This is a genomic window from Mycobacterium sp. IDUB_19, assembly GCF_055419445.1.
In genome coordinates this window covers 1-23,918 of sequence record NZ_JBVAXR010000034.1, presented here as the reverse complement: position 1 = coordinate 23,918, position 23,918 = coordinate 1, and the positions used below count along the sequence as shown (strand labels likewise).

At 66.9% G+C, this 23,918-nt stretch carries 23 protein-coding genes; 11 read left to right on the top strand and 12 right to left on the bottom strand.

The features are described 5' to 3' along the window. Positions 1 to 50 precede the first annotated feature (50 nt). A complete protein-coding gene (gene thiE / locus ACZY0B_RS21680; RefSeq protein ID WP_463766286.1) occupies positions 51 to 731 on the top strand; it encodes a thiamine phosphate synthase in 681 nt (226 codons plus the stop codon). On the opposite strand, the gene ACZY0B_RS21675 is transcribed toward thiE, so the two are convergent. Continuing rightward, a complete protein-coding gene (locus tag ACZY0B_RS21675; RefSeq protein ID WP_463766285.1) occupies positions 703 to 1,329 on the bottom strand; it encodes an NUDIX hydrolase in 627 nt (208 codons plus the stop codon). The two genes, thiE and ACZY0B_RS21675, sit on opposite strands and share 29 nt — an antisense overlap. Positions 1,330 to 1,461: 132 nt before the next feature. On the opposite strand from ACZY0B_RS21675, the gene glnX reads away from it, so the two are divergent. From glnX to ACZY0B_RS21660, 3 genes are read left to right on the top strand one after another with little or no spacing between them, the layout of a single operon-like run. Then, positions 1,462 to 2,781 carry a protein kinase G-activating protein GlnX gene (gene glnX, locus ACZY0B_RS21670; RefSeq protein ID WP_463766284.1) on the top strand — a complete coding sequence of 440 codons (1,320 nt, stop codon included), beginning with the start codon at positions 1,462 to 1,464 and terminating at the stop codon, positions 2,779 to 2,781. Further along, entirely contained in the window at positions 2,781 to 3,758 is a 978-nt protein-coding gene (locus ACZY0B_RS21665) for a glutamate ABC transporter substrate-binding protein (RefSeq protein ID WP_463766283.1), read from the top strand. Before glnX ends, ACZY0B_RS21665 begins: the two co-directional genes overlap by 1 nt. Beyond that, the gene (locus ACZY0B_RS21660) at positions 3,758 to 6,028 is read left to right on the top strand and encodes a serine/threonine-protein kinase PknG (RefSeq protein WP_463766282.1); all 2,271 of its coding nucleotides are present in this window, start codon (positions 3,758 to 3,760) and stop codon (positions 6,026 to 6,028) included. Before ACZY0B_RS21665 ends, ACZY0B_RS21660 begins: the two co-directional genes overlap by 1 nt. Positions 6,029 to 6,136: 108 nt before the next feature. Here the strand turns inward: ACZY0B_RS21660 and ACZY0B_RS21655 are convergent, their stop codons facing one another. Continuing rightward, positions 6,137 to 6,991, bottom strand: a complete 855-nt coding sequence (locus ACZY0B_RS21655) for a hypothetical protein (RefSeq protein ID WP_463766281.1) — start codon at positions 6,989 to 6,991, stop codon at positions 6,137 to 6,139. A gap of 161 nt (positions 6,992 to 7,152) precedes the next feature. On the opposite strand from ACZY0B_RS21655, the gene ACZY0B_RS21650 reads away from it, so the two are divergent. Together ACZY0B_RS21650 and ACZY0B_RS21645 are read left to right on the top strand one after the other, a co-directional pair. Continuing rightward, positions 7,153 to 8,466: a DUF1800 domain-containing protein gene (locus ACZY0B_RS21650; RefSeq protein WP_463766280.1), complete on the top strand. Its 1,314-nt coding sequence runs from the start codon at positions 7,153 to 7,155 to the stop codon at positions 8,464 to 8,466. Between the two features lie 11 nt (positions 8,467 to 8,477). Continuing rightward, positions 8,478 to 9,671, top strand: a complete 1,194-nt coding sequence (locus ACZY0B_RS21645; protein ID WP_463766279.1) for a DUF1501 domain-containing protein — start codon at positions 8,478 to 8,480, stop codon at positions 9,669 to 9,671. A 112-nt stretch (positions 9,672 to 9,783) separates the two neighbouring features. Here the strand turns inward: ACZY0B_RS21645 and ACZY0B_RS21640 are convergent, their stop codons facing one another. The 3 genes from ACZY0B_RS21640 to fgd are packed head-to-tail and all read right to left on the bottom strand — an operon-like array spanning position 9,784 to position 14,015. Continuing rightward, positions 9,784 to 10,944 carry an acetate kinase gene (locus ACZY0B_RS21640; protein WP_463766278.1) on the bottom strand — a complete coding sequence of 387 codons (1,161 nt, stop codon included), beginning with the start codon at positions 10,942 to 10,944 and terminating at the stop codon, positions 9,784 to 9,786. After that, positions 10,937 to 13,012 (bottom strand): phosphate acetyltransferase, encoded by a 2,076-nt coding sequence (pta, locus tag ACZY0B_RS21635; protein ID WP_463766277.1) that lies wholly within the window; start codon positions 13,010 to 13,012, stop codon positions 10,937 to 10,939. Before pta ends, ACZY0B_RS21640 begins: the two co-directional genes overlap by 8 nt. Further along, complete coding sequence (gene fgd, locus ACZY0B_RS21630; protein WP_463766276.1) at positions 13,005 to 14,015, bottom strand: glucose-6-phosphate dehydrogenase (coenzyme-F420); 1,011 nt, start codon at positions 14,013 to 14,015, stop codon at positions 13,005 to 13,007. The genes pta and fgd overlap by 8 nt, the downstream gene beginning before the upstream one ends. Positions 14,016 to 14,044: 29 nt before the next feature. On the opposite strand from fgd, the gene ACZY0B_RS21625 reads away from it, so the two are divergent. Together ACZY0B_RS21625 and ACZY0B_RS21620 are read left to right on the top strand one after the other, a co-directional pair. Further along, positions 14,045 to 14,797: an MBL fold metallo-hydrolase gene (locus ACZY0B_RS21625; protein WP_463766275.1), complete on the top strand. Its 753-nt coding sequence runs from the start codon at positions 14,045 to 14,047 to the stop codon at positions 14,795 to 14,797. Beyond that, positions 14,794 to 15,141 (top strand): YnfA family protein, encoded by a 348-nt coding sequence (locus tag ACZY0B_RS21620; RefSeq protein WP_463766274.1) that lies wholly within the window; start codon positions 14,794 to 14,796, stop codon positions 15,139 to 15,141. The genes ACZY0B_RS21625 and ACZY0B_RS21620 overlap by 4 nt, the downstream gene beginning before the upstream one ends. On the opposite strand, the gene ACZY0B_RS21615 is transcribed toward ACZY0B_RS21620, so the two are convergent. The 6 genes from ACZY0B_RS21615 to ACZY0B_RS21590 are packed head-to-tail and all read right to left on the bottom strand — an operon-like array spanning position 15,116 to position 20,497. Then, positions 15,116 to 16,471: an NtaA/DmoA family FMN-dependent monooxygenase gene (locus ACZY0B_RS21615; RefSeq protein ID WP_463766273.1), complete on the bottom strand. Its 1,356-nt coding sequence runs from the start codon at positions 16,469 to 16,471 to the stop codon at positions 15,116 to 15,118. The genes ACZY0B_RS21620 and ACZY0B_RS21615 overlap by 26 nt on opposite strands. Beyond that, positions 16,468 to 17,583: an LLM class flavin-dependent oxidoreductase gene (locus ACZY0B_RS21610; protein ID WP_463766272.1), complete on the bottom strand. Its 1,116-nt coding sequence runs from the start codon at positions 17,581 to 17,583 to the stop codon at positions 16,468 to 16,470. The genes ACZY0B_RS21615 and ACZY0B_RS21610 overlap by 4 nt, the downstream gene beginning before the upstream one ends. Continuing rightward, positions 17,580 to 18,680 carry an LLM class flavin-dependent oxidoreductase gene (locus ACZY0B_RS21605; protein WP_463766271.1) on the bottom strand — a complete coding sequence of 367 codons (1,101 nt, stop codon included), beginning with the start codon at positions 18,678 to 18,680 and terminating at the stop codon, positions 17,580 to 17,582. Before ACZY0B_RS21605 ends, ACZY0B_RS21610 begins: the two co-directional genes overlap by 4 nt. Further along, positions 18,677 to 19,162 (bottom strand): GNAT family N-acetyltransferase, encoded by a 486-nt coding sequence (locus ACZY0B_RS21600; protein ID WP_463766270.1) that lies wholly within the window; start codon positions 19,160 to 19,162, stop codon positions 18,677 to 18,679. Before ACZY0B_RS21600 ends, ACZY0B_RS21605 begins: the two co-directional genes overlap by 4 nt. 20 nt (positions 19,163 to 19,182) lie before the next feature. After that, complete coding sequence (locus ACZY0B_RS21595; RefSeq protein WP_463766269.1) at positions 19,183 to 20,127, bottom strand: SAM-dependent methyltransferase; 945 nt, start codon at positions 20,125 to 20,127, stop codon at positions 19,183 to 19,185. Between the two features lie 7 nt (positions 20,128 to 20,134). Further along, entirely contained in the window at positions 20,135 to 20,497 is a 363-nt protein-coding gene (locus ACZY0B_RS21590; protein WP_463766268.1) for a DUF3054 domain-containing protein, read from the bottom strand. A 66-nt stretch (positions 20,498 to 20,563) separates the two neighbouring features. Here ACZY0B_RS21590 and ACZY0B_RS21585 point away from each other — a divergent pair, with 66 nt between their 5' ends. From ACZY0B_RS21585 to ACZY0B_RS21575, 3 genes are read left to right on the top strand one after another with little or no spacing between them, the layout of a single operon-like run. Continuing rightward, a complete protein-coding gene (locus ACZY0B_RS21585) occupies positions 20,564 to 21,748 on the top strand; it encodes an acyl-CoA dehydrogenase (protein ID WP_463766267.1) in 1,185 nt (394 codons plus the stop codon). Positions 21,749 to 21,760: 12 nt separating this feature from the next. Next, a complete protein-coding gene (locus ACZY0B_RS21580) occupies positions 21,761 to 22,993 on the top strand; it encodes a serine hydrolase domain-containing protein (RefSeq protein WP_463766266.1) in 1,233 nt (410 codons plus the stop codon). Positions 22,994 to 23,010: 17 nt separating this feature from the next. After that, the gene (locus tag ACZY0B_RS21575) at positions 23,011 to 23,613 is read left to right on the top strand and encodes a hypothetical protein (RefSeq protein ID WP_463766265.1); all 603 of its coding nucleotides are present in this window, start codon (positions 23,011 to 23,013) and stop codon (positions 23,611 to 23,613) included. A gap of 11 nt (positions 23,614 to 23,624) precedes the next feature. Here the strand turns inward: ACZY0B_RS21575 and ACZY0B_RS21570 are convergent, their stop codons facing one another. Further along, on the bottom strand, positions 23,625 to 23,915 hold the full coding sequence (locus tag ACZY0B_RS21570) for a CDGP domain-containing protein (protein ID WP_463766316.1): 291 nt from the start codon (positions 23,913 to 23,915) through the stop codon (positions 23,625 to 23,627). Positions 23,916 to 23,918: the final 3 nt, after the last annotated feature.

Sequence of the window (23,918 nt, the reverse complement as noted above, 5' to 3'; positions counted from 1 at the left end):
TCCCGTGTCTTAGTTGTTCGGGTTCTACGCTAGCGCGCTAGCGTCGCGGTGTGCACGATCCCGTTACCCGACTTGCCGCCGCCCGGCTGTATCTGTGTACCGACGCCCGCCGCGAGCGCGGCGATTTGGCCCAGTTCGCCGACGCCGCCCTGGCCGGCGGGGTCGACATCATCCAGCTGCGCGACAAGGGATCGGTCGGTGAGCAGCGGTTCGGCCCGCTGGAGGCCCGCGACGAGCTGGCTGCCTGCGAGATCCTCGCGGACGCGGCCCGCCGGCACGGCGCTTTGTTCGCGGTCAACGACCGGGCCGACATCGCCCGCGTCGCCGGCGCCGACGTACTGCACCTGGGACAGGGGGACCTGCCACCGGCCGCGGCCCGCGAGATCGTCGGGCCCGACACACTGATCGGGCTGTCCAGCCACGACACCGGCCAGGCCGCCGCGGCCAGTTCTTCGGGGCCCGGGGGGCCTGACTACTTCTGCGTCGGCCCGTGCTGGCCCACGCCGACCAAACCGGGCCGAACCGCCCCGGGCCTGGGCCTGGTCCGCGCCGCCGCCGCACTAGCGACCGGCAAGCCCTGGTTCGCGATCGGTGGCATCGACACGCAGCGGCTGCCCGAGGTGCTCGAGGCGGGCGCCCGGCGAATCGTGGTGGTCCGCGCGATCACCGCGGCCGTAGACCCCCGGACCGCGGCCGACCAGCTCAGATCAGCGCTTCTAGCAGCGAGCTGATCCGGGGATGCGACGGCTCCTGATCCGCATCGCCCGGCATGCACCAGACGAAGACACCGGCTTCGATCTCCATGGTGCGCGGCAGGTGCTGGCGCCGATGGTCGCTGTGCCCGAGCGGAACCAGCGCCGGGGCGGTACGCAGCCGTTCCCAGCTGGCCGCGAAGCCGGGATGCAGCGGCAGGTCGGCCACCTCGTTCTCGGCGACCCAGCGCATTTCGGCGCTTTCCCGATTGGGCACCGTCTGGAGCAACTCGCCGGCGTCGGCGACGACGGTGGTGTAGGTCCAGTGCGTACCGCCGAGCCCGCCGACCTCGGCGGTGACCACCGTCGCCCGCACCGCGAGGCGGTCGGCGAGCAGGCCGGCCTCCTCGTGGGCTTCGCGGACCGCCGTCTCCTCCGGGGTTTCGTGGCTGTCCCGGGCACCGCCCGGCAACCCCCAGGTGCCGCCCTGATGGCTCCACACGGCACGGTGCTGCAGCAGCACCGTGGGGGTTCCGTCGGGTCCTGGGGCCCGCAACAACAGACCGGCCGCACCGTAGCGGCCCCAGTAATGGGCGCCGCTGTCGGATATCACCCATCCGTCACCGTCGCCATGCACGCGTCCAGGATATGCAGGCGATCACCGAAATTGGGTCCGCCTCCCCCCATCCGCCCCGACATTCTCTTAGAATTCGCTTATACAGGTTCGAGCAGCGCATTCCAGTGACCGAAAGATGAGGTCGAAACAGTCGTGACGGTTGAGCTGGCGCACCCCACGACCGAACCGCAGGGGTCGCGGTCGCCGGGCGAACCGGCCCATCCCCGTTGGTGGTTCATCTCGACGACCCCGGGCCGCATCCTGACGATCGGCATCGTGTTGGCGGCGCTCGGGGTCTCCAGTGCCTTCGCCACCTCGACGACCATCAACCACCGCCAGCAGGTGCTGTCCACCGTGCTCAACCACACCGAGCCGCTGTCGTTCGCCGCCGGACGGCTCTACACCACGCTGTCGGTGGCCGACGCCGCGGCGGCCACCGCGTTCATCGCTCAGGCCGAGCCGTGGCCGGTGCGGCTGCGCTACGAGCAGGCCATCACCGACGCTGCGGTCGCCGTGACCCGGGCTTCGAGCGGCCTGACCGATGAGCCGCTGGTGCAGCTGCTCGGCAAGATCAACGCCGAGCTGGCCGTCTATACGGGCTTGATCGAAATCGCGCGGACCAACAACCGGGAGGGCAACCCGGTCGGGTCGTCGTACTTGTCGGAAGCCTCGGGCCTGATGCAGGCGACGATCCTGCCCGACGCGGCGCAGCTCTATCAGGCCACGTCCGCGCGCGTGGATTCGGAAACCACCGCGTCCACACACTTCCCGGCCCCGGTGATTCTCGTCGTCACCACCACGGTGGTGTTCGGGCTGTTCTCGCATCGCTGGCTGGCCCGGCGCACCAGACGCCGGATCAATCCGGGGCTGGTCGTCGGCGCGCTCGGTATCCTCGTCATGGTGGTGTGGGTCGGAACTGCGCTGACAATCTCGACGACCGCCAGCCGTAGCGCCAAGGACACGGCGGCCGCGTCGCTGAAGACCGTGACCAACGTGGCGATCACCGCGCAGCAGGCCCGAGCCGACGAGACACTGTCCCTGATCCGGCGCGGCGATGAGCAGATCCGCAAGCAGTCCTTCTATCAGCGCATCGACTACATGCATCAGCAGATCGACCAGTACATGGCCCGCAACGATGCCGTCGACAAGGCCGACCTGCAAGGCGCCGACCAGCTGTTGGTCCGCTGGCGGCAGGCCAACGACCGGATCAACTCCTACATTTCGGTCGGAAACTACCGCGCCGCCACTCAGATCGCACTGGGTAGCGCGGAGGACGACTCGACCCCGGCGTTCGACAAGCTCGAAGATCAGTTGGGCAAGGCCATGACTCAAAGCCGTACCCATCTGCGCAACGACGTCGTCAACGCGCGCAGCGGGCTTTCCGGCGCTCAGGTCGGCGGTGTGGTGCTCAGTCTGGGTGCTGCCATCGCGGTGGCCCTGGGCCTGTGGCCGCGGCTGAAAGAGTATCGGTGATGAACCATCTGCCCAGGGTCCGCCGGGCGTGCGCCGTGCTCGCCACGGTGATCGTGCTGGCGGGTTGTGGGCGCACCGAATCGCTGACCGTGGCGACCGCGCCGACGTTGCCGCCGCCAACTCCGGTCGGCATGGATCAACTCTCGGCAGAACCGCCGCTGCCGCCGGACGAAGCCGGCCAGGATTGCAACGCCACCGCCAGCCTGCGCCCGTTCGCCACCAAGCCCGAGGCCGACGCCGCGGTGGCCGACATCCGGGCGCGCGGCCGGCTGATCGTCGGGCTCGACATCGGCAGCAACCTGTTCAGCTTCCGCGACCCGATCACCGGCGAGATCACCGGTTTCGACGTCGACATCGCCAGTGAGATCGCGCGCGACATCTTCGGTGCCCCATCGCATGTCGAGTATCGGATTCTGTCGTCCGAAGAACGCATCACCGCACTGCAGCACTCCGAGGTCGACGTCGTCGTGAAGACGATGACCATCACCTGCGACCGCCGCAAGCAGATCAACTTCTCCACCGTCTACCTCGATGCCAATCAGCGCATCCTGGCTTCACGCGACTCGCAGATCGCCAAAGTGGGCGACCTGTCCGGCAAGCGCGTCTGCGTGGCCAGGGGTACCACGTCGTTGCACCGAATCCGGCAGATCGACCCGCCCCCGGTCATCGTCTCGGTGGTGAACTGGGCGGACTGCCTGGTGGCCATGCAACAGCGCGAAGTCGACGCCGTCAGTACCGACGACTCGATCCTGGCCGGTCTGGTCGAGGAAGACCCGTATCTGCACATCGTCGGACCGAACATGGCCACCCAGCCCTACGGCATCGGGATCAACCTGGACAACACCGGGCTGGTCCGGTTCGTCAACGGCACGCTGGAACGCATCCGTCGAGACGGCACCTGGAACACCTTGTACCGCAAGTGGTTAACGGTTCTCGGCCCGGCGCCCGCCCCGCCCGTACCTAGGTATGTGGACTGATGACTGAGGCCGAGCACGACTCCGGCTCCGACGACGCGGACCCGGGCAACGAGGCGCCGGACGCACAGACCGGTGCGACGACGGGGCGCGCGCATGCCACCCAGGCACTCTTCCGTCCCGACTGGGACGACGATGACGACGACGACCTGCCGCACATCTCGCTCGGCGGCCTAGACACCGAACCGCACGACCGGATGACGGTCGCGACCCGGGTGCTTCAGCCCACCCGGCACCTCGCTGGCGGGCTGGTCGAGATTCCCCGGATGCGGGATATCGACCCGCTCGAAGCCCTGATGACCAATCCGATGGTGCCGGAGCGCAAGCGGTTCTGCTGGAACTGCGGAAAGCCGGTGGGCCGGTCCAGATCCGAGGGCAAGGGCGCCTCGGAGGGCAAATGCCCGTCCTGCGGAAGTCCGTATTCGTTCCTGCCCCAACTGGGTCCCGGCGACATCGTCGCAAACCAGTACGAGATCAAGGGCTGCATCGCGCACGGCGGGCTGGGCTGGGTGTACCTGGCCGTCGACCACAACGTCAACGACCGCCCGGTGGTGCTCAAGGGCCTGGTGCATTCCGGTGACGCCGAGGCCCAAGCGATCGCGATGGCCGAACGGCAGTTCCTCGCCGAGGTCGTTCACCCGCAGATCGTGCAGATCTTCAACTTCGTCGAGCACACCGACCGGCAGGGCGATCCGGTCGGCTACATCGTCATGGAGTACATCGGCGGGCAGTCGCTCAAGCGGGGCAAGAAGGACGGCAGGCTGCCGGTCGCCGAGGCCATCGCCTACCTGCTGGAAATCCTGCCCGCGCTGAGCTATCTGCATTCCATCGGCCTGGTCTACAACGACCTCAAGCCGGAGAACATCATGCTGACCGAGGAGCAGCTGAAGCTGATCGACCTGGGCGCGGTGTCGCGGGTGAATTCGTTCGGCTACCTCTACGGCACGCCCGGCTACCAGGCGCCGGAGATCGTGCGTACCGGCCCGACGATCGCCACCGACATCTACACCGTGGGACGCACACTGGCCGCGCTCACGCTGAATCTGCGCACCCGCAATGGCCGCTACGCGGACGGGCTGCCCGAAGACGACCCGGTGCTGTCCACCTACGACTCGTTCGGCCGGCTGCTGCGCCGCGCCATCGACCCCGACCCGCGGCGCCGGTTCGGCTCCGCCGAGGAGATGTCCGCACAGTTGATGGGCGTGCTGCGCGAGGTCGTCGCCCAGGACTCGGGGACGCCGCGGCCCGGGTTGTCGACGCTGTTCAGCCCGAGCCGCTCCACATTCGGCGTGGACCTGTCGGTGGCGCACACCGATGTGTATCTGGACGGGCAGGTGCATTCGGAGAAGCTGACCGCCCGGGAGATCGTGACCGCGCTGTCGGTGCCGCTGGTCGATCCGACCGACGTCGCCGCCCCCGTGTTGCAGGCGACGGTGCTCTCCCAGCCGGTGCAAACACTGGACTCGTTGCGCGCGGCCCGGCACGGTTCACTGGCCGCCGAGGGTATCGATGTGTCGGAGTCCGTCGAGCTTCCGCTGATGGAAGTCCGGGCGCTGTTGGACCTCGGCGACGTGGCCAAGGCCACCCGCAAACTCGATGACCTGGCCGAGCGGGCGGGCTGGCGCTGGCGGTTGGTGTGGTTCCGGGCCGTCGCCGAAATGCTCACCGGCGATTACGACTCCGCCATCAAGCATTTCACCGAAGTGCTCGACATCTTCCCCGGCGAGCTGGCGCCGAAATTGGCGCTGGCCGCCACGGCCGAATTGGCGGGCAACGTCGACGTGGACAAGTTCTACAGAACGGTGTGGCGCACCAACGACGGCGTGATCTCCGCGGCTTTCGGGTTGGCGAGATCCCTTTCCGCCGCGGGCGATCGACGGGGCGCGGTGCGCACACTGGACGAAGTGCCGGCGACTTCCCGGCATTTCACCACGGCACGGCTGACCAGCGCGGTGACCCTGCTGTCCGGCCGCTCGACCAACGAGGTCACCGAGGAGCAGATCCGCGACGCCGCCCGACGAGTCGAGGCGCTGCCGCCCACCGAGCCGCGGGTGTTGCAGATCCGCGCGCTGGTGCTCGGCGGTGCGATGGACTGGCTGGAAGCCAACCAGGCCAGCACCAACCACATCCTCGGCTTCCCGTTCACCCAGCACGGGCTGCGGCTGGGCGTCGAGGCGTCGCTGCGCAGCCTGGCGCGGGTAGCGCCCACCCAGCGGCATCGCTACACGCTCGTCGACATGGCCAACAACGTCCGGCCCACCAGCACCTTCTGATCTTGCGCGCTACCCGCCCCTGCCGCGCTACCCGCTCCCGTTTCGTCGAGTGTGCGTTCAGGGCGGAAAATCGCCGAAATTCCTGCCCTGCAAGCACACTCGAAGCCATCAGCGCACACTCGACGCCGTGATCGCGGACCGGACACGACGCAGGATCGCGGCGGGCCGGTCCTCGGCCACAACCCGGACGACGATCCACCCTATCTCCCCCAGCATCTCGAGCCGGCGAATGTCTTTGACGTATTGCCGTCGATCGGTCCGATGTTGGTCGCCGTCGTATTCGACCGCGACCATGCAGTCCTCCCAGCCCAGGTCGAGGTAGGCGACCGGCATGCCGTCAGCACCGACCACCGGTATTTGAGTCTGTGGCCGTGGCAGTCCCGCATCGATGAGCAGCAGCCGCAAGTAGCTCTCCCGCGGCGACTGCGCGCCCGCGTCAATCATTTCCAGTGCGGCCTCGAGTCGCCGCAGCCCGGGTGTTCGCGGGTGACACTGCGCAACCCGCAGCACGTCGTCGACCTTGAAACCCGTTGCGCGCGCGAGCGTATCCAGGCGGGCCACGGCTGAATGGACGGCCCCGCGACGGCCGATGTCGAAGGCCGTGCGCTCGGGCGTGGTGACCGCGCGGCCGTCGATCATCTGGGTCTCGCCGTCGGCCAGCGCATCGCGTCGCGTCAGTACGCCATAGGGCGGGCGACTGTTGGGGTGGATCAGTTCGACCGGAACATTGTCGGGAATCCATTGGGCCCCATGTACCGCTGCGGCGGCCGCGCCGGCGATGATCCCCCGGCGATTCGACCACAGCCACGCTGCGGCGATCCGCTGTTCCAGCGATGGCTCGACGTCGTCAGGCAGATAGACGTTGGGAAGCACGGCGCGGTAGCGCGTCCGCAGCTGATGCCGATTGAGCGCGCCGGATGCCAATGCCGCACTACCGGTGAATGGCTCCGCGACGTCTCCCATGACGCGAACACTCGCACATCAGCGGCGCGTGGGATTACGGCTATTCACAGGGGCGCCGAGTGTGCGTCCTGGGCGGAGAATCGCCGAAATTCCCGCCCTGAGCGCACACTCAAAGCCGTCGGCGCACAGCTGATTCATAGCTCCATGTGCACACTCAAAGCATGGGCCAGCCCACACAGTGGATGACTGTGGCTCGTGTGCTGCGCCGGGCCGGGTTCGGGGTGACGGGATCCGAGGTCGACGCGGCACTCAGCCGCGACTGGCCGGGCTACGTCGACGCCATGCTGGCCGGCGATCCCGACGCCGACCCCGGGGCGATCGCCACCCCGGTGCCGCGGCTGGAATCGTTGCGCGCCCCGGGCAAGGGCGCGACCCCGGCGGCCCGCAAAGAGTTCAACCACCAAATCTCCGAACAAGAGGGCATTCTGTCGGATTGGTGGCTACGGCGCATGGTCACCGTTACGCAGCCGGTACACGAGAAGTTAACGCTCCTGTGGCACAACCACTTCGCGACCTCCGCGCAGAAGGTCCGGTCCGCGGCGCACATGGCGGCGCAGAATCAGACGCTGCGCACCGGATCACTGGGCGATTTCCGCGCCCTGGCCTACGCGATGCTGACCGACGCCGCGATGTTGCGCTGGCTGGACGGCCAGAGCAATACCGCCAGGGCGCCCAACGAAAATCTCGCTCGCGAATTCATGGAACTGTTCGCGCTGGGCCATGGCAACGGCTACACCGAAGACGACGTACGCGCCGGCGCCAGAGCACTGACGGGGTGGGTGATCGACCCCGATGGCCGGACCTCGCTGACCCCCAAACGCCACGACGCCGCGGCCAAGACGCTGTTCGGCGTCACCCACAACTTCGATGCCGCCGGATTCTGCGACACGGTGCTGGCACAACCGAAGTCGGCGGAATACGTCGCCGGACGTCTGTGGCTACAGTTGGCTTCCGATGACCCCGCATCGCCCCAGGTGCTCGACCGGCTGGTCTCCGCCTACGGCCCAGGGCGCAATCTGCGCGGGCTGACCCGGGCCATCCTGACCGACGACGCGTTCACCGCCAACCGCGCCGCTGTGGTCAACACCCCGATCGAATGGCTGGTCGGTGTCATGCGAGCGCTGCGGGTACCCATCAACAAGCCGGAGGTGCTGAAGATGGCCGACTCCACGTTGAAAGCCCTTGGGCAGCGGCCGTTTTATCCGCCGAGCGTCGGCGGCTGGCCGCGCGGCCAGGTGTGGCTGTCGACCGCGAGCGCCGAGACGCGACTGCGCGCCGCGAGCCGGCTGGCACACTTGGGCGACTTGTCGGAGATCGAGAGCGCAGCCCCCGCCGACCGCATCGACGCGGTCGGCTATTGGTTCGGCGTCGGAGCGTGGTCGGACCGATCCGCCGACGCACTCGAGACCCTGGTTCGCAAGCCGCCACAGTTGGTCGCGGCCGCAGTAAACACACCCGAATACCTGACGTCGTAACGAGACTCACTATGCCCGAGATCAATCGCCGCAGATTCCTGATCGCCAGCGCCGGCGTGGGCGCGGCCGGCCTGCTCTCCGGGGCGGTAGCCGTCAGCTGGCCAGACCTGATGCGCGCCGCGCAAGACCGGCCGCTGGCCGACGGTGCAGGCGTTCTGGTGATCGTCACACTTTATGGCGGCAACGACGGCGTCAATACGCTAATCCCCTACGCCGATAACGCTTATCACGACGCCCGCCCCGAGCTCGCCTATGCCCCGAGCGAAGTGTTGCAGCTTGACTCCCAGCTCGGACTCAACCCGGCGATGAAGGGCATCGCCGGGCTGTGGAACCAGCGCCAGCTCGCCATTGTGCGCGGAGTGAGCTATCCGCAGCCCGACCACAGTCACTTCCGGTCGATGGACATCTGGCAGACGGCGTCGCCTGCCGAGCCCGTCTCGACCGGCTGGATCGGCCGCTGGCTCGACGTGACGGGCGAAGATCCGCTGCGCGCAGTGAACATCGGACCTGTGCTGCCTCCGCTTGCGGTCGGCGAAAAGTACACGGCAGCAGCACTTTCAACCGCGCGGGTGCCTGCGGAGCAGGTGGACCGGTTCGACGCCATCATGAGCGCGCTGGGCAACGACGACCCAAACGACACCCCGGCGATGGCAGCGGTGCGCAAGGCCTATCGCGCCACACGCACCACCAACAAGACGTTCGAGGGGATCAAACCTGCCGCAAGCGAACATAATTCGCTGGCTACGCAGCTGAGCATGGTCGCCGCCGCGGTACGCGCCGGCGTTCCGACGCGGGTTTACACGGTGCAGCTGGGCGGCTTCGATACCCATGCCAATGAGCGCGTCACCCAACAGCGCCTGCTGCAGACTCTCGACGAGGCCGTGACGCCGTTCCTGCGGGACATGGCCACCGATCGCCACGGCCGCAACGTGGTGTTGATGGCGTATTCGGAGTTCGGACGCAGGGTGGCCGCCAACGCGTCACAGGGGACCGATCACGGTACCGCGGGCCCGGTCTTCGTCGCGGGCCTCCCCGTCAAGGGCGGGTTCTATGGCGAGGAACCCAGCCTCACCAACCTCGACAACGGAGACCTGAAGTTCACCACCGACTTTCGCGACGTCTACCACGAGCTGCTGACGCAAACGGTCGGGACGGATCCGGCGCCGTCGGTGGGTTCCGGACGCACCAGCCTCGGCTTCCTTTAACCGGCCGTAGCGGCCCCCCGGTACATCGAGTGTGAGTCCTGGGCGGAAGTTCCGCCCAAATTTCGCCGTGAGCGCACACTCGACGCCGTGAGCGCACGCTCGACGCGTCGGGCTACTCGCCCAGCAGGTCGGCGCAGTCGCGGGCGATCGCAAGCTCTTCATTGGTCGGGACCACCAGCACCGCGATCGGCGAATCGTCGGCCGAAATCCGCCGCGCACCTTCGCCTTCCGCCAAGTTGCGGCTTTCGTCGAGCACGACACCCAGCTGCTCCAGCCCGGCCATCGCGTCGCGGCGTACCACCGCATCGTTCTCGCCGATCCCCGCGGTGAAGCTGATCACATCGGTATGCCCCAGCACGGCCAGGTAGGCACCGACGTATTTGCGCAACCGGTGGATGAACACGTCGTACGCCAATTGTGCTGAGCTGTCGCCCGATTCGATCATCGCGTGCAGCCTGCGGAAGTCACGCTCACCGGCCAGACCCCAGACGCCCGACTGGTTGTTGAGCATGGACTCGATCGCGTCCACATCCATGTTCGCGGTGCGCCACAGGTAGCTGATGACGCCGGGGTCGATATCGCCGCTGCGGGTGCCCATCACCAGACCCTCCAGCGGGGTCAGACCCATCGACGTGTCGACCGGCCGGCCGCCGGCGACCGCCGAAGCCGAAGCACCATTGCCCAGGTGCAGCACGATTTGGTTCAGGCTGTCCAGCGGCCTGTCCAGGAAGGCCGCGGCCTGCTCACTCACATACCGGTGCGACGTGCCGTGAAATCCGTAGCGGCGTATCTGGTATCGCTCGGCCAGATCCCGATTCATCGCGTAGGTGGCGGCCGCGGCCGGCAGGTTGTGGAAAAAGGCCGTATCGAACACGGCGATGTGCGCGACGTCTGGCAGCAGCTTGCGGGCCACCTTGATGCCCTGCAGCGCGGGCGGGTTATGCAGCGGGGCAAGCTCCGACAGTTTCTCGAGGTCCGCGATCCGGTCGTCGTCAAGCAGCGTCGGGCGGAAAAAAGCCTGGCCCCCGTGCACAACTCGGTGTCCGACCGCCAATAGCCCGCACGACTTCAGGTCCAGGCCACCCTCGGCCATCTGCGCGAACGCCAAGCGCAGCGCTTCTTCGTGGTCGGCGACCCGTGACGACGGCTCGCCGATCTGCTGGATGCCGCCGCCCGCACGTTCGATACCGGAATCCGGCTCAACCAGCCGGTACTTCAGCGACGAGGATCCCGAATTGATCACCAGCACGGGGCGATTCGAGCCCTCAGCCATGGCCGACCCCTTGTGCCTGGATCGCGGTGATCGCGATGGTGTTGACGATGTCTTCGACGAGCGCGCCGCGGGACAGATCGTTCACCGGCTTGCGCAAGCCCTGCAGCACCGGGCCGATCGCGATTGCCCCCGCGCTGCGCTGCACCGCCTTATAGGTGTTATTGCCGGTGTTGAGGTCGGGGAAGATCAGCACCGTGGCGTGACCGGCCACCGCCGAGTCGTGCAGCTTGGTGGCGGCTACTGAGGGTTCTATCGCGGCATCGTACTGAATCGGCCCCTCCACCAATAGCTGAGGATCCCGGGCCCGCACTAATGCCGTTGCCGTCCTGACCTTTTCGACGTCGACTCCGGTTCCGGAGTCACCGGTGGAATAGGACAGCATCGCCACTTTCGGCTCGATGCCGAACTGCGTGGCCGTGCGCGCCGAGCTGATCGCGATATCGGCCAGCTGTTCGGGCGTGGGGTCCGGGACGATCGCGCAGTCACCATAAACCAGCACCCGATCGGGCAGGCACATCAAGAAAACGCTGGACACCGTCGAGACGTCCGGGACGGTCCGGATGATCTCCAACGCGGGACGGACCGTATGTGCCGTGGTGTGAGCGGCGCCGGACACCATGCCGTCGACCATGCCGTTGTGCACCAACATGGTGCCGAAATACGAGACGTCGTGCATGGTCTCGTGGGCCTGCTCGACGGTGATGCCCTTCGCCTTGCGTATTTCGGCGTACTGCTCGGCGAACTGGCTACACAGTTCTTCGTCGCGCGGGTCGATGATCGTCGCTTCGTGCAGGTCGACTCCGAGTTCCGCCGAGCGTAACCGGATTTGGGCCTCGTCGCCCAGGATCGTCAGCTCAGCGACACAGCGCTTAAGTACCCGGCCCGCGGCCTTGAGGATCCGGTCGTCGTTGCCTTCAGGAAGAACGATGTGCTTGCAATCTATGCGCGCCTGCTGCGTGAGCCGGTGGGTGAACATTTGCGGGGTCGTCACTGTGGGGATCGGAATAGCAAGCTGTGCAAGCAGATCCGCAATATCGACGTGGCGCTCCATCAGGCCCACCGCGGTATCGATCTTGCGCTGCGAGGTGGCCGTGACCCGGCCCCGAACCGAGGCGACCGCTCTGGCCGTATCGTAGGTGCCCAGCTCGTTTCCGATGATCGGCAGCCGCAGCCGCAGCCCCGCCACCAGCGCCGCGATCGACGGATGCAGTGGAAACCCGCCGTTGAGCACGATGCAGGAAAGTGACGGAAACCCTTCGGCCGCATGGGCACTGGCGGCGGCCAGCACGACGTCGGAGCGGTCGCCGGGGGTGATCACCGCCATGCCGTCGCGCAGCCGCTCCAGCACGTGGTCCGCGGTCATCCCCGCCACCAGCACGCCCAGCACCTCGCGTTCGACGAGCTCGGCGTCACCGCTGACCAGCGTCCCGTGCACGGCGTGCTGCAACTCGGCCACCGTCGGCGCCGACAGGAACGGCTCGTCCGGCAACACGTAACTGGGTGGGCCGAACCTGTGCAGCGCTTCGGCAACCGCACTCATCTCGGTCGGCTCGCAGCGGCTGGCGACCACCGCCGCGGCGTGGGCACTCTGCGCGGCGAGCTCGGCCAGACACACCTCGACGACACCGGCGACCTGCTCGGGGGTGCGACCCTTGGCCCGTACCGCGAGCAGCACCGACGCACCGAGATTGGCCGCAATTCGCGCATTGACCGACAGTTCGGCGGGCCCGGTGACATCGGTGTAGTCGCTGCCGACGATCACCACGGCGTCACAGGCCTCTGCCATCGCGTGATAGGCGTCGACGATGCCGGCGATCGCGGCGTCGGTATCGGCGTGGATCTCCTGATAGGTGACGCCCACGCACTGCTCGTAGGACAAGCCCGCGGTGGTCCGCGTCAGCAACAACTCCAGGATGTAGTCACGATCCTCCCCGAGCCGGGTGATCGGCCGGAACACACCGACTTTGGCGACCGTTGCCGTCAATCGGTTGAGCAGCCCGAGCGCGATCGTCGACTTGCCGGTCTCCGGCTCGGGCGCCGCGACGTAGATCGCGGAGGTATCAGCCAAGTCGCCGCAGCCTGGGCGCCAGGTCCTTTTCGAACAGCTCGAGGAATCGCCGCTGGTCGTGTCCGGGCGCGTGGAACACCAAGTGGTTCAGGCCCCAGTCGACGTAGTCCTTGACCTTGGCGACGGCCTCGTCGGGATCCGACGCCACGATCCAGCGCTTGGTGATCTGCTCGATCGGTAGCGCGTCGGCGGCCTTCTCCATCTCGATCGGATCGTCGATGCTGTGTTTCTGCTCGGCGCTCAGCGACAACGGCGCCCAGAACCGGGTGTTCTCCCGGGCCAGCTCGGGGTCGGTGTCATACGACATCTTGATCTCGATCATCCGGTCGATGTCGTCGGGGTTCTTGCCTGCCGCCTCGGCGCCCTCGCGCATTGCGGGGATGAGCTTGTCCTTATAGAGCTCCTCGCCCTTGCCGGAGGTGCAGATGAATCCGTCGCCCGCGCGGCCGGCGTACTTGGCCACCTGCGGTCCGCCCGCCGCGATGTAGATCGGGATACCGCCCTCGGGCACGTCGTAGATCGAGGCGCCCTTGGTCTTGTAGTACTCGCCCTCGAAGTCGACCCGGTCGCCCAGCCACAGTTCGCGCATCAGCCGCACCGACTCGCGCAGCCGCGCGTAGCGCTCCTTGAACTCCGGCCACTCGCCCTCGTATCCGGTGGCGATCTCGTTCAGCGCCTCGCCGGTGCCGACGCCGAGGAAGATGCGGTTCGGGTACAGGCAGCCCATGGTGGCGAAGGCCTGGGCGATGACGGCGGGGTTGTACCGGAAGGTCGGGGTGAGCACCGACGTGCCCAGGACGAGCCGCTCGGTGCGCTCGCCGACCGCGGTCATCCAGGCCAGCGAGAAGGGCGCGTGTCCGCCCTTGTGCCGCCACGGCTGGAAGTGGTCACTGACGGTGGCGCTGTCCATGCCATGTGCTTCGGCGGCGACAGCCAGTTCGACGAGCTCGCGCGGTGCGAATTGTTCAGCAGACGCTTTGTATCCAAGTTTCAGTTCAGCCACCCGTTCTTTCTACTCCTACAGTGTTGGGCATGGCAGCAGCGCCAACACTTGTTCAAGTCACCGACACCGTGCACCTCGTCCGGGGTGAGGCCGTCAACTGGACGCTGGTCGCCGACGACACCGGCGTGATGCTGATCGACGCCGGCTATCCGGGCGACCGGCAGGCGGTGCTGGCCTCGCTGAAGGAGCTCGGCTACGGTGCCCGCGACGTGCGCGCCATCCTGCTGACGCATGCCCACATCGACCATCTGGGCTCGGCGATCTGGTTCGCCGGCGAACACGGCACTCCCGTCTACTGCCACGCCGACGAAGTCGGCCACGCCAAGCGTGAGTACCTGGAGCAGGTCTCGGTCATCGATCTCGCGCTGCGCATCTGGCGGCCCCGGTGGGCGGTGTGGACCGCCCACGTGGTGCGCAGCGGCGGCCTGATCCGTGATGGGATTCCGACCACGAAGCCGCTGACGCCGGAAATCGCCGCGGGCCTGCCGGGCCACCCGAGGCCTGTTTTCAGCCCGGGCCACACCGGAGGCCATTGCTCTTACCTGGTCGACGGCGTGCTGGCCAGTGGCGATGCGCTGATCACCGGGCACCCGCTGATCCGGCACGACGGGCCCCAACTGCTGCCGGCGATCTTCAGCTACAACCAGGAGAACTGCATCCGAACCCTTTCGGCGCTGGCCCTATTGGAGACCGAGGTCCTCGCGCCGGGTCACGGCCCGCTCTGGCGCGGCCCCATCCGCGAAGCGACGAATGCGGCACTGGAAAAGGCGGGCGCGTTGTGACGGTTGCCAAGTCGATCGCGCTGTTCGCGCTGGCGGCGCTGTTCGAGATCGGCGGCGCCTGGTTGGTGTGGCAGGGCGTGCGCGAACATCGCGGCTGGATGTGGGTGGGCTGGGGCGTCATCGCGCTGGGCGCCTACGGCTTTGTCGCCACCCTGCAGCCCTCGCTTGGTTCCGGGGCCCATTTCGGTCGCATCCTGGCCGCGTACGGCGGCATCTTCGTGGCCGGTTCGCTGTTGTGGGGCATGGGTTTCGACGGGTTTCACCCCGACCGGTGGGATGTCACCGGCGCGCTGATCTGCCTAGTGGGCGTGGCCGTCATCATGTACGCGCCGCGAACTCACTGAGCCCCAGATGGTCTCGCAGCGTCTCGCCGGTGTACTCGGTGCGGTACGCGCCACGCTCCTGCAGTAGCGGCACCACCCGGTCGACGAATTCGTCGAGACCGTGCGGCGTCAGGTGCGGCACCAGGATGAACCCGTCGCAGGCGTCGGCCTGGATGTATTCGTCGATCTCGTCCGCAATCCGGGCGGCGGTGCCGACGAACTGCTGGCGGCTGGTGACGGCGATGATGAGCTCGCGGATCGACAGCTTCTCGGCTTCGGCGCGCTCGCGCCAACGGCCGGCCACCGTGACCGGATCGACGTGGCGGACCCGGCCTTGGGTGATGTCACTGTCCACCACCGGGTCGGAATCGGGCAGCGGGCCATCCGGGTCGTGGTCCGAAAGATCGCGACCCCAAACCTGTTCCAGCATCGCGATCGCCGTGGCGCCACTGACCTGCTGGTAGCGGATGTATCGCGCCTTGTCCTGGGCGTCGGCATCGGTGTCGCCGAGGACGAAGGTTGCCGCCGGAAAGACCTTGAGCTGGTTGGGGTCTCGACCGGAGGCCTGTGCACGTCCCTTGACGTCGGCGTAGTAGCGCTGTCCATCTTCGATCGAGGAGTGCAGGGTGAACAGCGCGTCGGCATAGCTGGCACCAAAGGAGCGGCCGTCCGCGGAGTCGCCGGCCTGCAACAGAATCGGATGACCTTGCGGCCCCACCGGCAGCGTCGCGAACCCCCGGACGTTGAAGTCCGGCCCCTGGTGCTCGACCGCGCGAATCCCGGACGGGTCGACGTACGTACCGTTTTCGATGTCGGCCAGCACCGCTTCGGCTGCCCAGCTGTCCCAGAATTGGCGCGCGACGGTGAGAAACTCCTCGGCCCGCCGGTACCGGTCGGTATGGCTCAGGAAGCCACCGCGCCGGAAGTTGGCGCCGGTGAAGGCATCCGACGAGGTGACGATGTTCCAGCCGGCGCGGCCGCCGGACAGATGGTCCAGGGTGGCGAATTGCCTTGCCACTTCGAATGGTTCGTTAAAGGTCGTGTTGATCGTGCCGGTCAGCCCGATTCGGTCGGTGACCGCCGCCAGAGCCGCCAACACGGTGAAGGTGTCCGGTCGTCCCACGACATCAAGGTCATAGATGCGGCCGCGGTGCTCACGCAGCCGCAGCCCTTCGGCCAGGAAGAAGAAGTCGAACAGTCCGCGCTCGGCGGTGCGGGCGAGGTGGACGAAGGACTCGAATTCGATCTGACTGCCCGAGCTGGGATCGGTCCACACCGTGGTGTTGTTGACGCCGGGGAAGTGGGCGGCCAAGTGAATCGGCTTGCGGTGCTTGCCGTTTCTGGTGTTCATTCCGTCAGTCCCCAGCGTTTGGCGATCAGCTCGTGAGACCGCAGCCGGTCCTCATGGCGGTGAGTCACCGAGGTGATGACGAGTTCGTCGGCTCCGGTGACCCGCTGCAGAGCCTGCAATCGCTCGGCGACCTCGTCCGGGTTGCCGACGAATTGCGTTGCGATCCGGTCGTTTACCACAGCCAGCTGCTCTTCGGTCAGTGGTGGGCAACTATCGGGAGCGGGATAGGGCATGGCGCCGACGCCGGTTCGGATCGAGTACACCCACTGGCCGTAGCCGGCGGCCAGGCGTCGAGCGGTATCGCTGTCGTCGGCAACCACAATGTCGGCGGACACCACCACATACGGCTTCGCCAAGGTCGCCGACGGCGAGAACGTGTCGCGGTAGGCCTCGATCGCCTCCAGCGCGGTGGCCGGCGTGATGTGATAGCTCGCCACGAACGGCAATCCCAAGGCGCCGGCAACCCGCGCGCTTTGGCCCCTGGTGCTGCCGAAGATCCACGGCCTCAGCCCGCTACCTTCGCCGGGCACCGCATGCACGTCGAACTTGCCGACGCGATACGTGCCATCCAGCAGCGCGAGAATATCTTCGACCTGCTCGGCGAAGTCCGGCGATACCGCCTCCGGCTGCTGCAGAATTCCCATGGTGGCACGCAACTGTTCGAGGTCGAGCAACCCGCGCAGGTCGAAGGGGGTCGGGATGACCACGCCGTCAATCTCGTGCCACACCCGCGGCGGCCGGGCTTCTCTCGGCTTTTTCGGCTTCCCCTCTTCGGAGCGGCGCTGCCCGGACCGGCCTACGCCGAGATCGATGCGTCCCGGATAGAACGCATCGAGCATGCCGAAACTCTCGACCACCGCGGCGGCGGTGGTGTGACCCAGCTGAACCGCCGCGGCGCCCACCCGAATCGTGTTGGTGGCGGCCGCGATCTGTCCGATCAACACGGCCGGTGCGGCACTGGCGACGGCCACGAAATGATGCTCGGCGATCCAGTACCGCCGATAGCCCCACCGCTCGGCGTGCTGGGCCAGGTCGATGGTATTGCGCAACGCCGTCGCCGGGTCACTGCCGGCGCTGACCGGCGCGAGATCCAGGATCGAAAGCGGCGTCATCGCTTCACCGCCGCGTATCGGTTGGGAGCGACCGGCAGTCCGAGCCGGGCGCGCAGCGTTTCGCCATCCCGATAGGACGTGCGGAATCGGCCGGCCCGCTGCAGCAGCGGGACCACCTCGTCGACGATCATCGGTAGATCGGTGGCGTTGACGGCCGGCCGCAACCGCGCGCCGTCGATGCCGAGGCGCTGCCACTTGAGCAGCAGGTCCACCAATTCCGGTGGTCCTCCGGTGAAGTTGAGCGCATCGGAGCGGGGATCGCCCGCACCGCCAAACGACACCAGCACGTCGGCATAGACTTTCAGCTGCGCTCCCCCGGCGGCGGATACCTCGTCCAGGATACTGCGCACCGAGGCGTCGTCTTTCGGCGTGATGAAAACGAGATCGGCACTGGCAGCGGCGAATTCATACACCGGCTCGAGGTGGGCCAGCACCGCCACCACCGGCTGGCCCTGCGGCGGGCGGGGTGTGATCGACGGCCCCTTGACCGAGAAGAACTTTCCGGTGAAGTCGATATAGTGCAGCTTGTCGATGTCGACGTAGTGGCCGGTCGTCACGTCACGGATGATCGCGTCGTCCTCCCAGCTGTCCCAGAGCCGGCGCACCACGTCGACGTAGTCGACGGCCTCCTCGAACAATCCGTCCAGCGATCCTTCGCGGCGGCCGAACAACGCCGCCTCGTGCGGTGTCGAGCTGACCCTCGGCTGCCAGCCCGCCCGGCCGTGCGAGACATAGTCAAGCGTGGCAATGGATTTGGAGATGTGGAACGGCTCGGTATGCGTCACCGTCGCCACCGGGATCAGACCGATGTGGCGCGTCACGGGCGCGATACGGGCCGCGACCAGCGCGGCGTCGCCCCGCCCGGCCAGCCGCCGCGGATCGATCCGTTCGCGGCGCCCCGGCTGCGGCATCAAACTGTCGTCGATGGTGAGGAAGTCGAGCAGGCCGCGCTCGGAGGTGGCCGCCAGGCCGGCCCAGTAGTTTCCGCTGAGCGCCGAAGGTGTGTTGGGGTCGGACGCCAGAGTGGCCCGCCACGCCTGGGGGTCCCAGCCGTATCCGTCCAGCGCGACGCCCAGATGCAGTTGCTCCCCACTCATGTCAGCCACTTCTCGAATGCGATCGGGAAGACGGGGCCTTCGGACGGCAGCGGCCCGGCCAACCGGCTGTATCCGGTGGCCTGATACAGCTCCTCAGCCTCGGGCTGGCGGTTGCCGGTCATCAGGTAGACCTTGCGGTAGCCCCGCGCCGCGATCTCGGCTTCCAACTCGGCCAGCAGCGCCATCGCGTATCCGCGGCGGCGATGCCCGCTGTCGGTCCAGATTCTCTTGAGTTCGGCCGTCTCGGCATCGAATCGCCGAAAGCCGCCGCCGGTAACCGGGCGGCCATCCAGCAGACCAATCAACATGCCCCCGTCCGGTGGCGCGAACTCGTCGGAGGGGTTGTCCTTGAGCCACGCCAGCACTGTCGGTGGTGTGCTGTCGTACCGCTGCGCGTACTCCAGGGCCAGCTCGGCGAGCAATGGCTGCGCCAACGCGTCGTCCAACGCGGCCGCCACGAACCGGAGCGCAGTCTTGGACATCACCTCACCTCTAACGCCTATCAGGCGAATGCATTCCGGCCGGGTCGTGCCCCGGGCCCGGCCGATCGGGTTGCGGTGACATATCGGGGCGTAATCGCGTTGTCATCGGGGGTGCCACGCCAGCGGGTGCCCATTCCAATCGCGGTGAACAAATCGCCGACGTTTCTTTCGACGGCCCGCCAGCCGTGATCCGCCAGATACCGCGGGACAGCACGGTATTCGCCCCGGTACGTCAATCCGGCCAAATCGACTTCGAGACCGAATTGCCGCCAGGTGTCGACGAACGTCTGCGCGGCCTCCAGCTGAAATGCGCTCCAGGTGGGTATGTGATCGCCGGCGAAGCGACTGCCCGGCGCACTGGCCGCCGAGACATCGTGCAGCAACCGGTTCTGCCCGTCGGGGGGCAAGAACCCGGTCAGCAGCGTCTCCGCAATCCACACCGTGGGCTCGGCGGCGTCGAAACCCACCCGCTGCAGAGCCGTTAACCAATCTCGCCGAAGATCGGCACCGACCGCACGACGGTTCGCGGTCAGCTCGGCGCCCAGCCGGCGCAACACGGCGGTCTTGAAGTCGATCACGTCCGGCTGATCGATCTCGTACACCGTCGTGCCGGACGGCCACCACAGCCGATACGGCCGGGTGTCCAGACCAGAACCAAGGATCACCACTTGGCGGATGCCCGTCCGTCCGGCGGCGGCGAGGAATTCGTCCAGGAACCGGGTGTGCACCCCCAGCAGGGTGATGAGCCCGCTCACGATGGGGTTGTCGCCGCCGTCGTCCGCATACCGCTGGTCGTCGACCATCCGGGTGAAGTACTGCACGCCCGCGGCACGCACCAGCTGTTCGGCGAGCGGGTCGTTGATCAGCCCCTTGCCGGTGGCCAGCGCCCTGGCGACCGCCCCGAATGTCGCGGTCATTCCGACGCCGCTGTCCGGGCCCCACGTGTCGTCGTCCGTCCGCGCCATCGGCGGGTCAGACGTCGGAGCGGTGCCGCAGGGTCAGCCCGACGACCGCGCGCCAACCGAGCAACAACAGCGCGGTGACCGATGCCGCGACCACGACGAAACTCGCGGCCACACCCGCGGAGGTGGCTTTGCGCAACACCATGCCGATCACCACGGTGCACAACCAGATCACCACCCCGGTGGGCGCCACGGCGGTGGGCCGCCGCCACCCACGGCTCACCAGCCAACCGAGCACGGTGCCGGTGAGAAACGGCCAGGCCGTCGTCGCGATGCCGGTGATGTTGAGGCCCTCGTCGTGACTGCGGCGTCCTGCGGCGCAGAACACCAGCACGCACAACACGTCGACACCCAGCCACCCCAGCCGCTGCATAAGGGGAGACTACCGGCTGGCCCATAGGCTGTTCTTCACGCCGGACGCGGTGGCAGGCTGGCTGCTATGAGCACTCAAAAGCCTCCCGCGTTCAACCGAGACGACCCCCTTGGCCTCGACGCCTCGTTGTCCAGCGACGAGATCGCGGTGCGCGACACGGTCAGAAAGTTCTGCGCCGAGCACGTCGTCCCGTACATCGCGGAGTGGTTCGAGATCGGCGACCTGCCGGTCCGCCAACTCGGCAAGCAGTTCGGTCAGCTCGGACTGCTCGGCATGCATCTGGACGGCTACGGATGCGGCGGGGCCTCGTCGGTGCACTACGGCCTGGCCTGTACCGAGCTCGAGGCCGCCGACTCCGGGATTCGGTCGATGGTCTCGGTGCAGGGATCGCTGGCGATGTTCGCGATCTGGAACTTCGGCTCCGAGGAACAGAAGCAGCAGTGGCTTCCCGGCATGGCCACCGGCGAATTTCTGGGCTGCTTCGGGCTCACCGAACCCGACGCCGGGTCCGACCCTGCGGCCATGAAAACCCATGCCCGGCAAGATGGTTCGGACTGGGTGCTCAATGGGCGCAAGATGTGGATCACCAACGGTTCGGTCGCCGACGTCGCGGTCGTGTGGGCCAACACCGACGACGGGATCCGCGGATTCATCGTCCCCACCCGCACCGCGGGCTTCACCGCCAACACGATTCACCACAAACTCTCGCTGCGCGCCTCGATCACCAGCGAGCTGGTGCTCGACGACGTGCGGCTGCCCGCCGACGCGATGCTGCCCGACGCCAAGGGTCTGCGCGGGCCGCTGTCGTGCCTGTCCGAGGCGCGCTACGGCATCATCTGGGGATCGATGGGAGCGGCACGCACGGCGTGGCAGGCCGCGCTCGACTACGCGACGCAGCGCACTCAGTTCGGCCGGCCGATCGCGGGATTCCAATTGACCCAGGCGAAACTCGTCGACATGGCGGTCGAATTGCACAAGGGACAGCTGCTGTCGCTGCACCTCGGCCGCCTCAAGGACAGCGTCGGGCTGCGTCCCGAGCAGGTCAGCTTCGGCAAGCTCAACAACACCCGCGAGGCGATCAAGATCTGCCGGACCGCTCGAACCATTTTGGGCGGCAACGGAATATCGCTGGAATACCCGGTTATCCGGCACATGGTCAACCTGGAGTCGGTGCTGACCTACGAAGGCACCCCCGAGATGCACCAGTTGGTGCTCGGCCAGGCTTTCACCGGTAGCGACGCCTTCCGCTGACAGGAGTGCTCGATGGGATGCCTGCACCGCATTGCGTGTCTGGTTGTCGCCTGCCTGATCGTGGTCGGCTGCGGGCCCAAGTCTCCACCGGCAGCCTCGCAGGCGAACCCGGCGGACAGGTCCAAGGCCGACGCCGTGATGCGCGTGGTGCACAACTTCATGACGCAGGCACACCTGAAGGCCGCGATCGTCCGCGTCACGGTGGACGGCAAGGAAGTCATCACCCAGGCCGTCGGCGACTCGATGACCGGGGTGCCGGCCACCACCGACATGCACTTCCGCAACGGCGCGGTCGCGATCTCCTACGTGTCGACGCTGCTGCTGAAGCTGGTCGACGAAAAGAAGCTGAGCCTCGACGACCGGTTGTCGAAATGGCTGCCCGACTTTCCCAATGCGGGGCGCGTCACGCTGGGGCAGCTGGCGCAGATGACGGCCGGTTACCCCGACTACGTCATCGGCAACGATCAGTTCGAAGATCAGATATACGCAAACCCGTTCCAGCAGATGACAACTCAGGACATCCTCGCTCAGATTTCCGGGCGCCCGCTGCTCTACGACCCGGGAACGAACTGGAACTACGCGCACACCGATTACGTGCTGCTGGGGTTGGCGCTGGAGAAAGCCACCGGTCAAGACATGCCGACGCTGCTGGGCAACGAGGTGCTGGGGCCGCTGGGTTTGAAGTCCACCACGAACTCCGATACACCCGAAATCCCCTGGCCCGTCCTGCACACGTTCAGCTCCGAGCGGCGTAAGGCTCTCAAAATCCCCGCCGGAACACCGTTCTACGAAGAGTCCACGTACTGGAACCCGTCCTGGACCATCGCCCATGGCGCCATTCAGACCACCAACATCTACGACATGGAAGCCACCGCTGTCGGGGTCGGCTCGGGCAAGCTGCTCTCGGCGGACTCGTACAAGAAGATGGTGTCGACCGCGCTGCGCGGCAAGACGCACGCCCAACCGGGCTGCCCGACCTGCTTCGACCAAAACGAGGGCTACACCTACGGGCTGGGAATCATCACCTCGGGCGACTGGCTGATGCAGAACCCGTTGTTCTCCGGGTGCGCGGGTGTCGAGGCCTACCTGCCGGCCCAGAAGATCGCGATCGCCGTCGCGGTCACCTACGCGCCGGAGGCGTTCGACGACCAGGGCAACTACAGTAATCAGGCCGACATACTGTTCCGCAAGATCGGTGCGGTGGTGGCTCCTAACGCGGCCCCACCGATGCCGCCGGGGAGATAAGCGAAGGAGTTCTGAGTATGCGGATTCGAACTATCGCTGCCTGCACGCTGGCGCTGGGCGCGTTGGCCGTGCCTACTGCCGTCGCCGACTCCACCGGCACGCTGCCACCGATGACGGCCACCAACGGCGGGCCCATCATCGGCGGCGGGGGTGCCGCGTCGCAGATGTCGCAGCAACTCAAGGGCCTCAACGATCCAAATGTCCAAGAAGTCGACGGCCCGGATGCGGCTCAATTCATCGCTGCCGCAGCCGGTATCAGCGATCGCGACCTCGCCTCGCCGTTCATGGCGTTGCAGCGTGCGCTGGTGTGCCAGAAGGACAACGCCGGATTCGGGGCGCGCGCCTATCGCCGCAATGACGGGAAATGGGGAGGCGCCATGCTGGTGATCGCGAAGAGCGCTTTCCCGGACACCGACGCGATGAAAGCGTGCGAGATGTCCAATTGGCGCAGGCCTTCGATGGGCAGCCCAACATCACCGTGCAACAGCGGATGGGCTTATCCGCCACAGACATTCAACAACAAGGGGGGCGACTACATCGTGTTGCTCGCCGGGACCAACTCCGACTTCTGCACCGCACTGAACGGGAACTACAAGAGCAACGCGTCCCCGTGGCCGTGAGCCGTTAGCAGCTAGTCGTCGATGTGCGTCGGTGGGTCGTTGAAGGCAATGCCCAACGGGTGCTGGTCGGGACCCAACGTCTGGCAGTTCGTGTTGGTGACGGAAATGGGGGAACCGTCACGCCCGGCAGTCGGGGGAAAAACTACGCAACGTTGCCAGGTGCCGTCGGGCTGAACGGGTCCATCGCACTTGCTGATGGCGATTCCGCCGAACTGGCAGGCGGCACTGGCCGCGGGCGCCGAGGCGATCAGCGCGCCGGCAGCCAGCCCGGTAGCCAGTCCTCCGAGGATGAATTGCTTCATGCT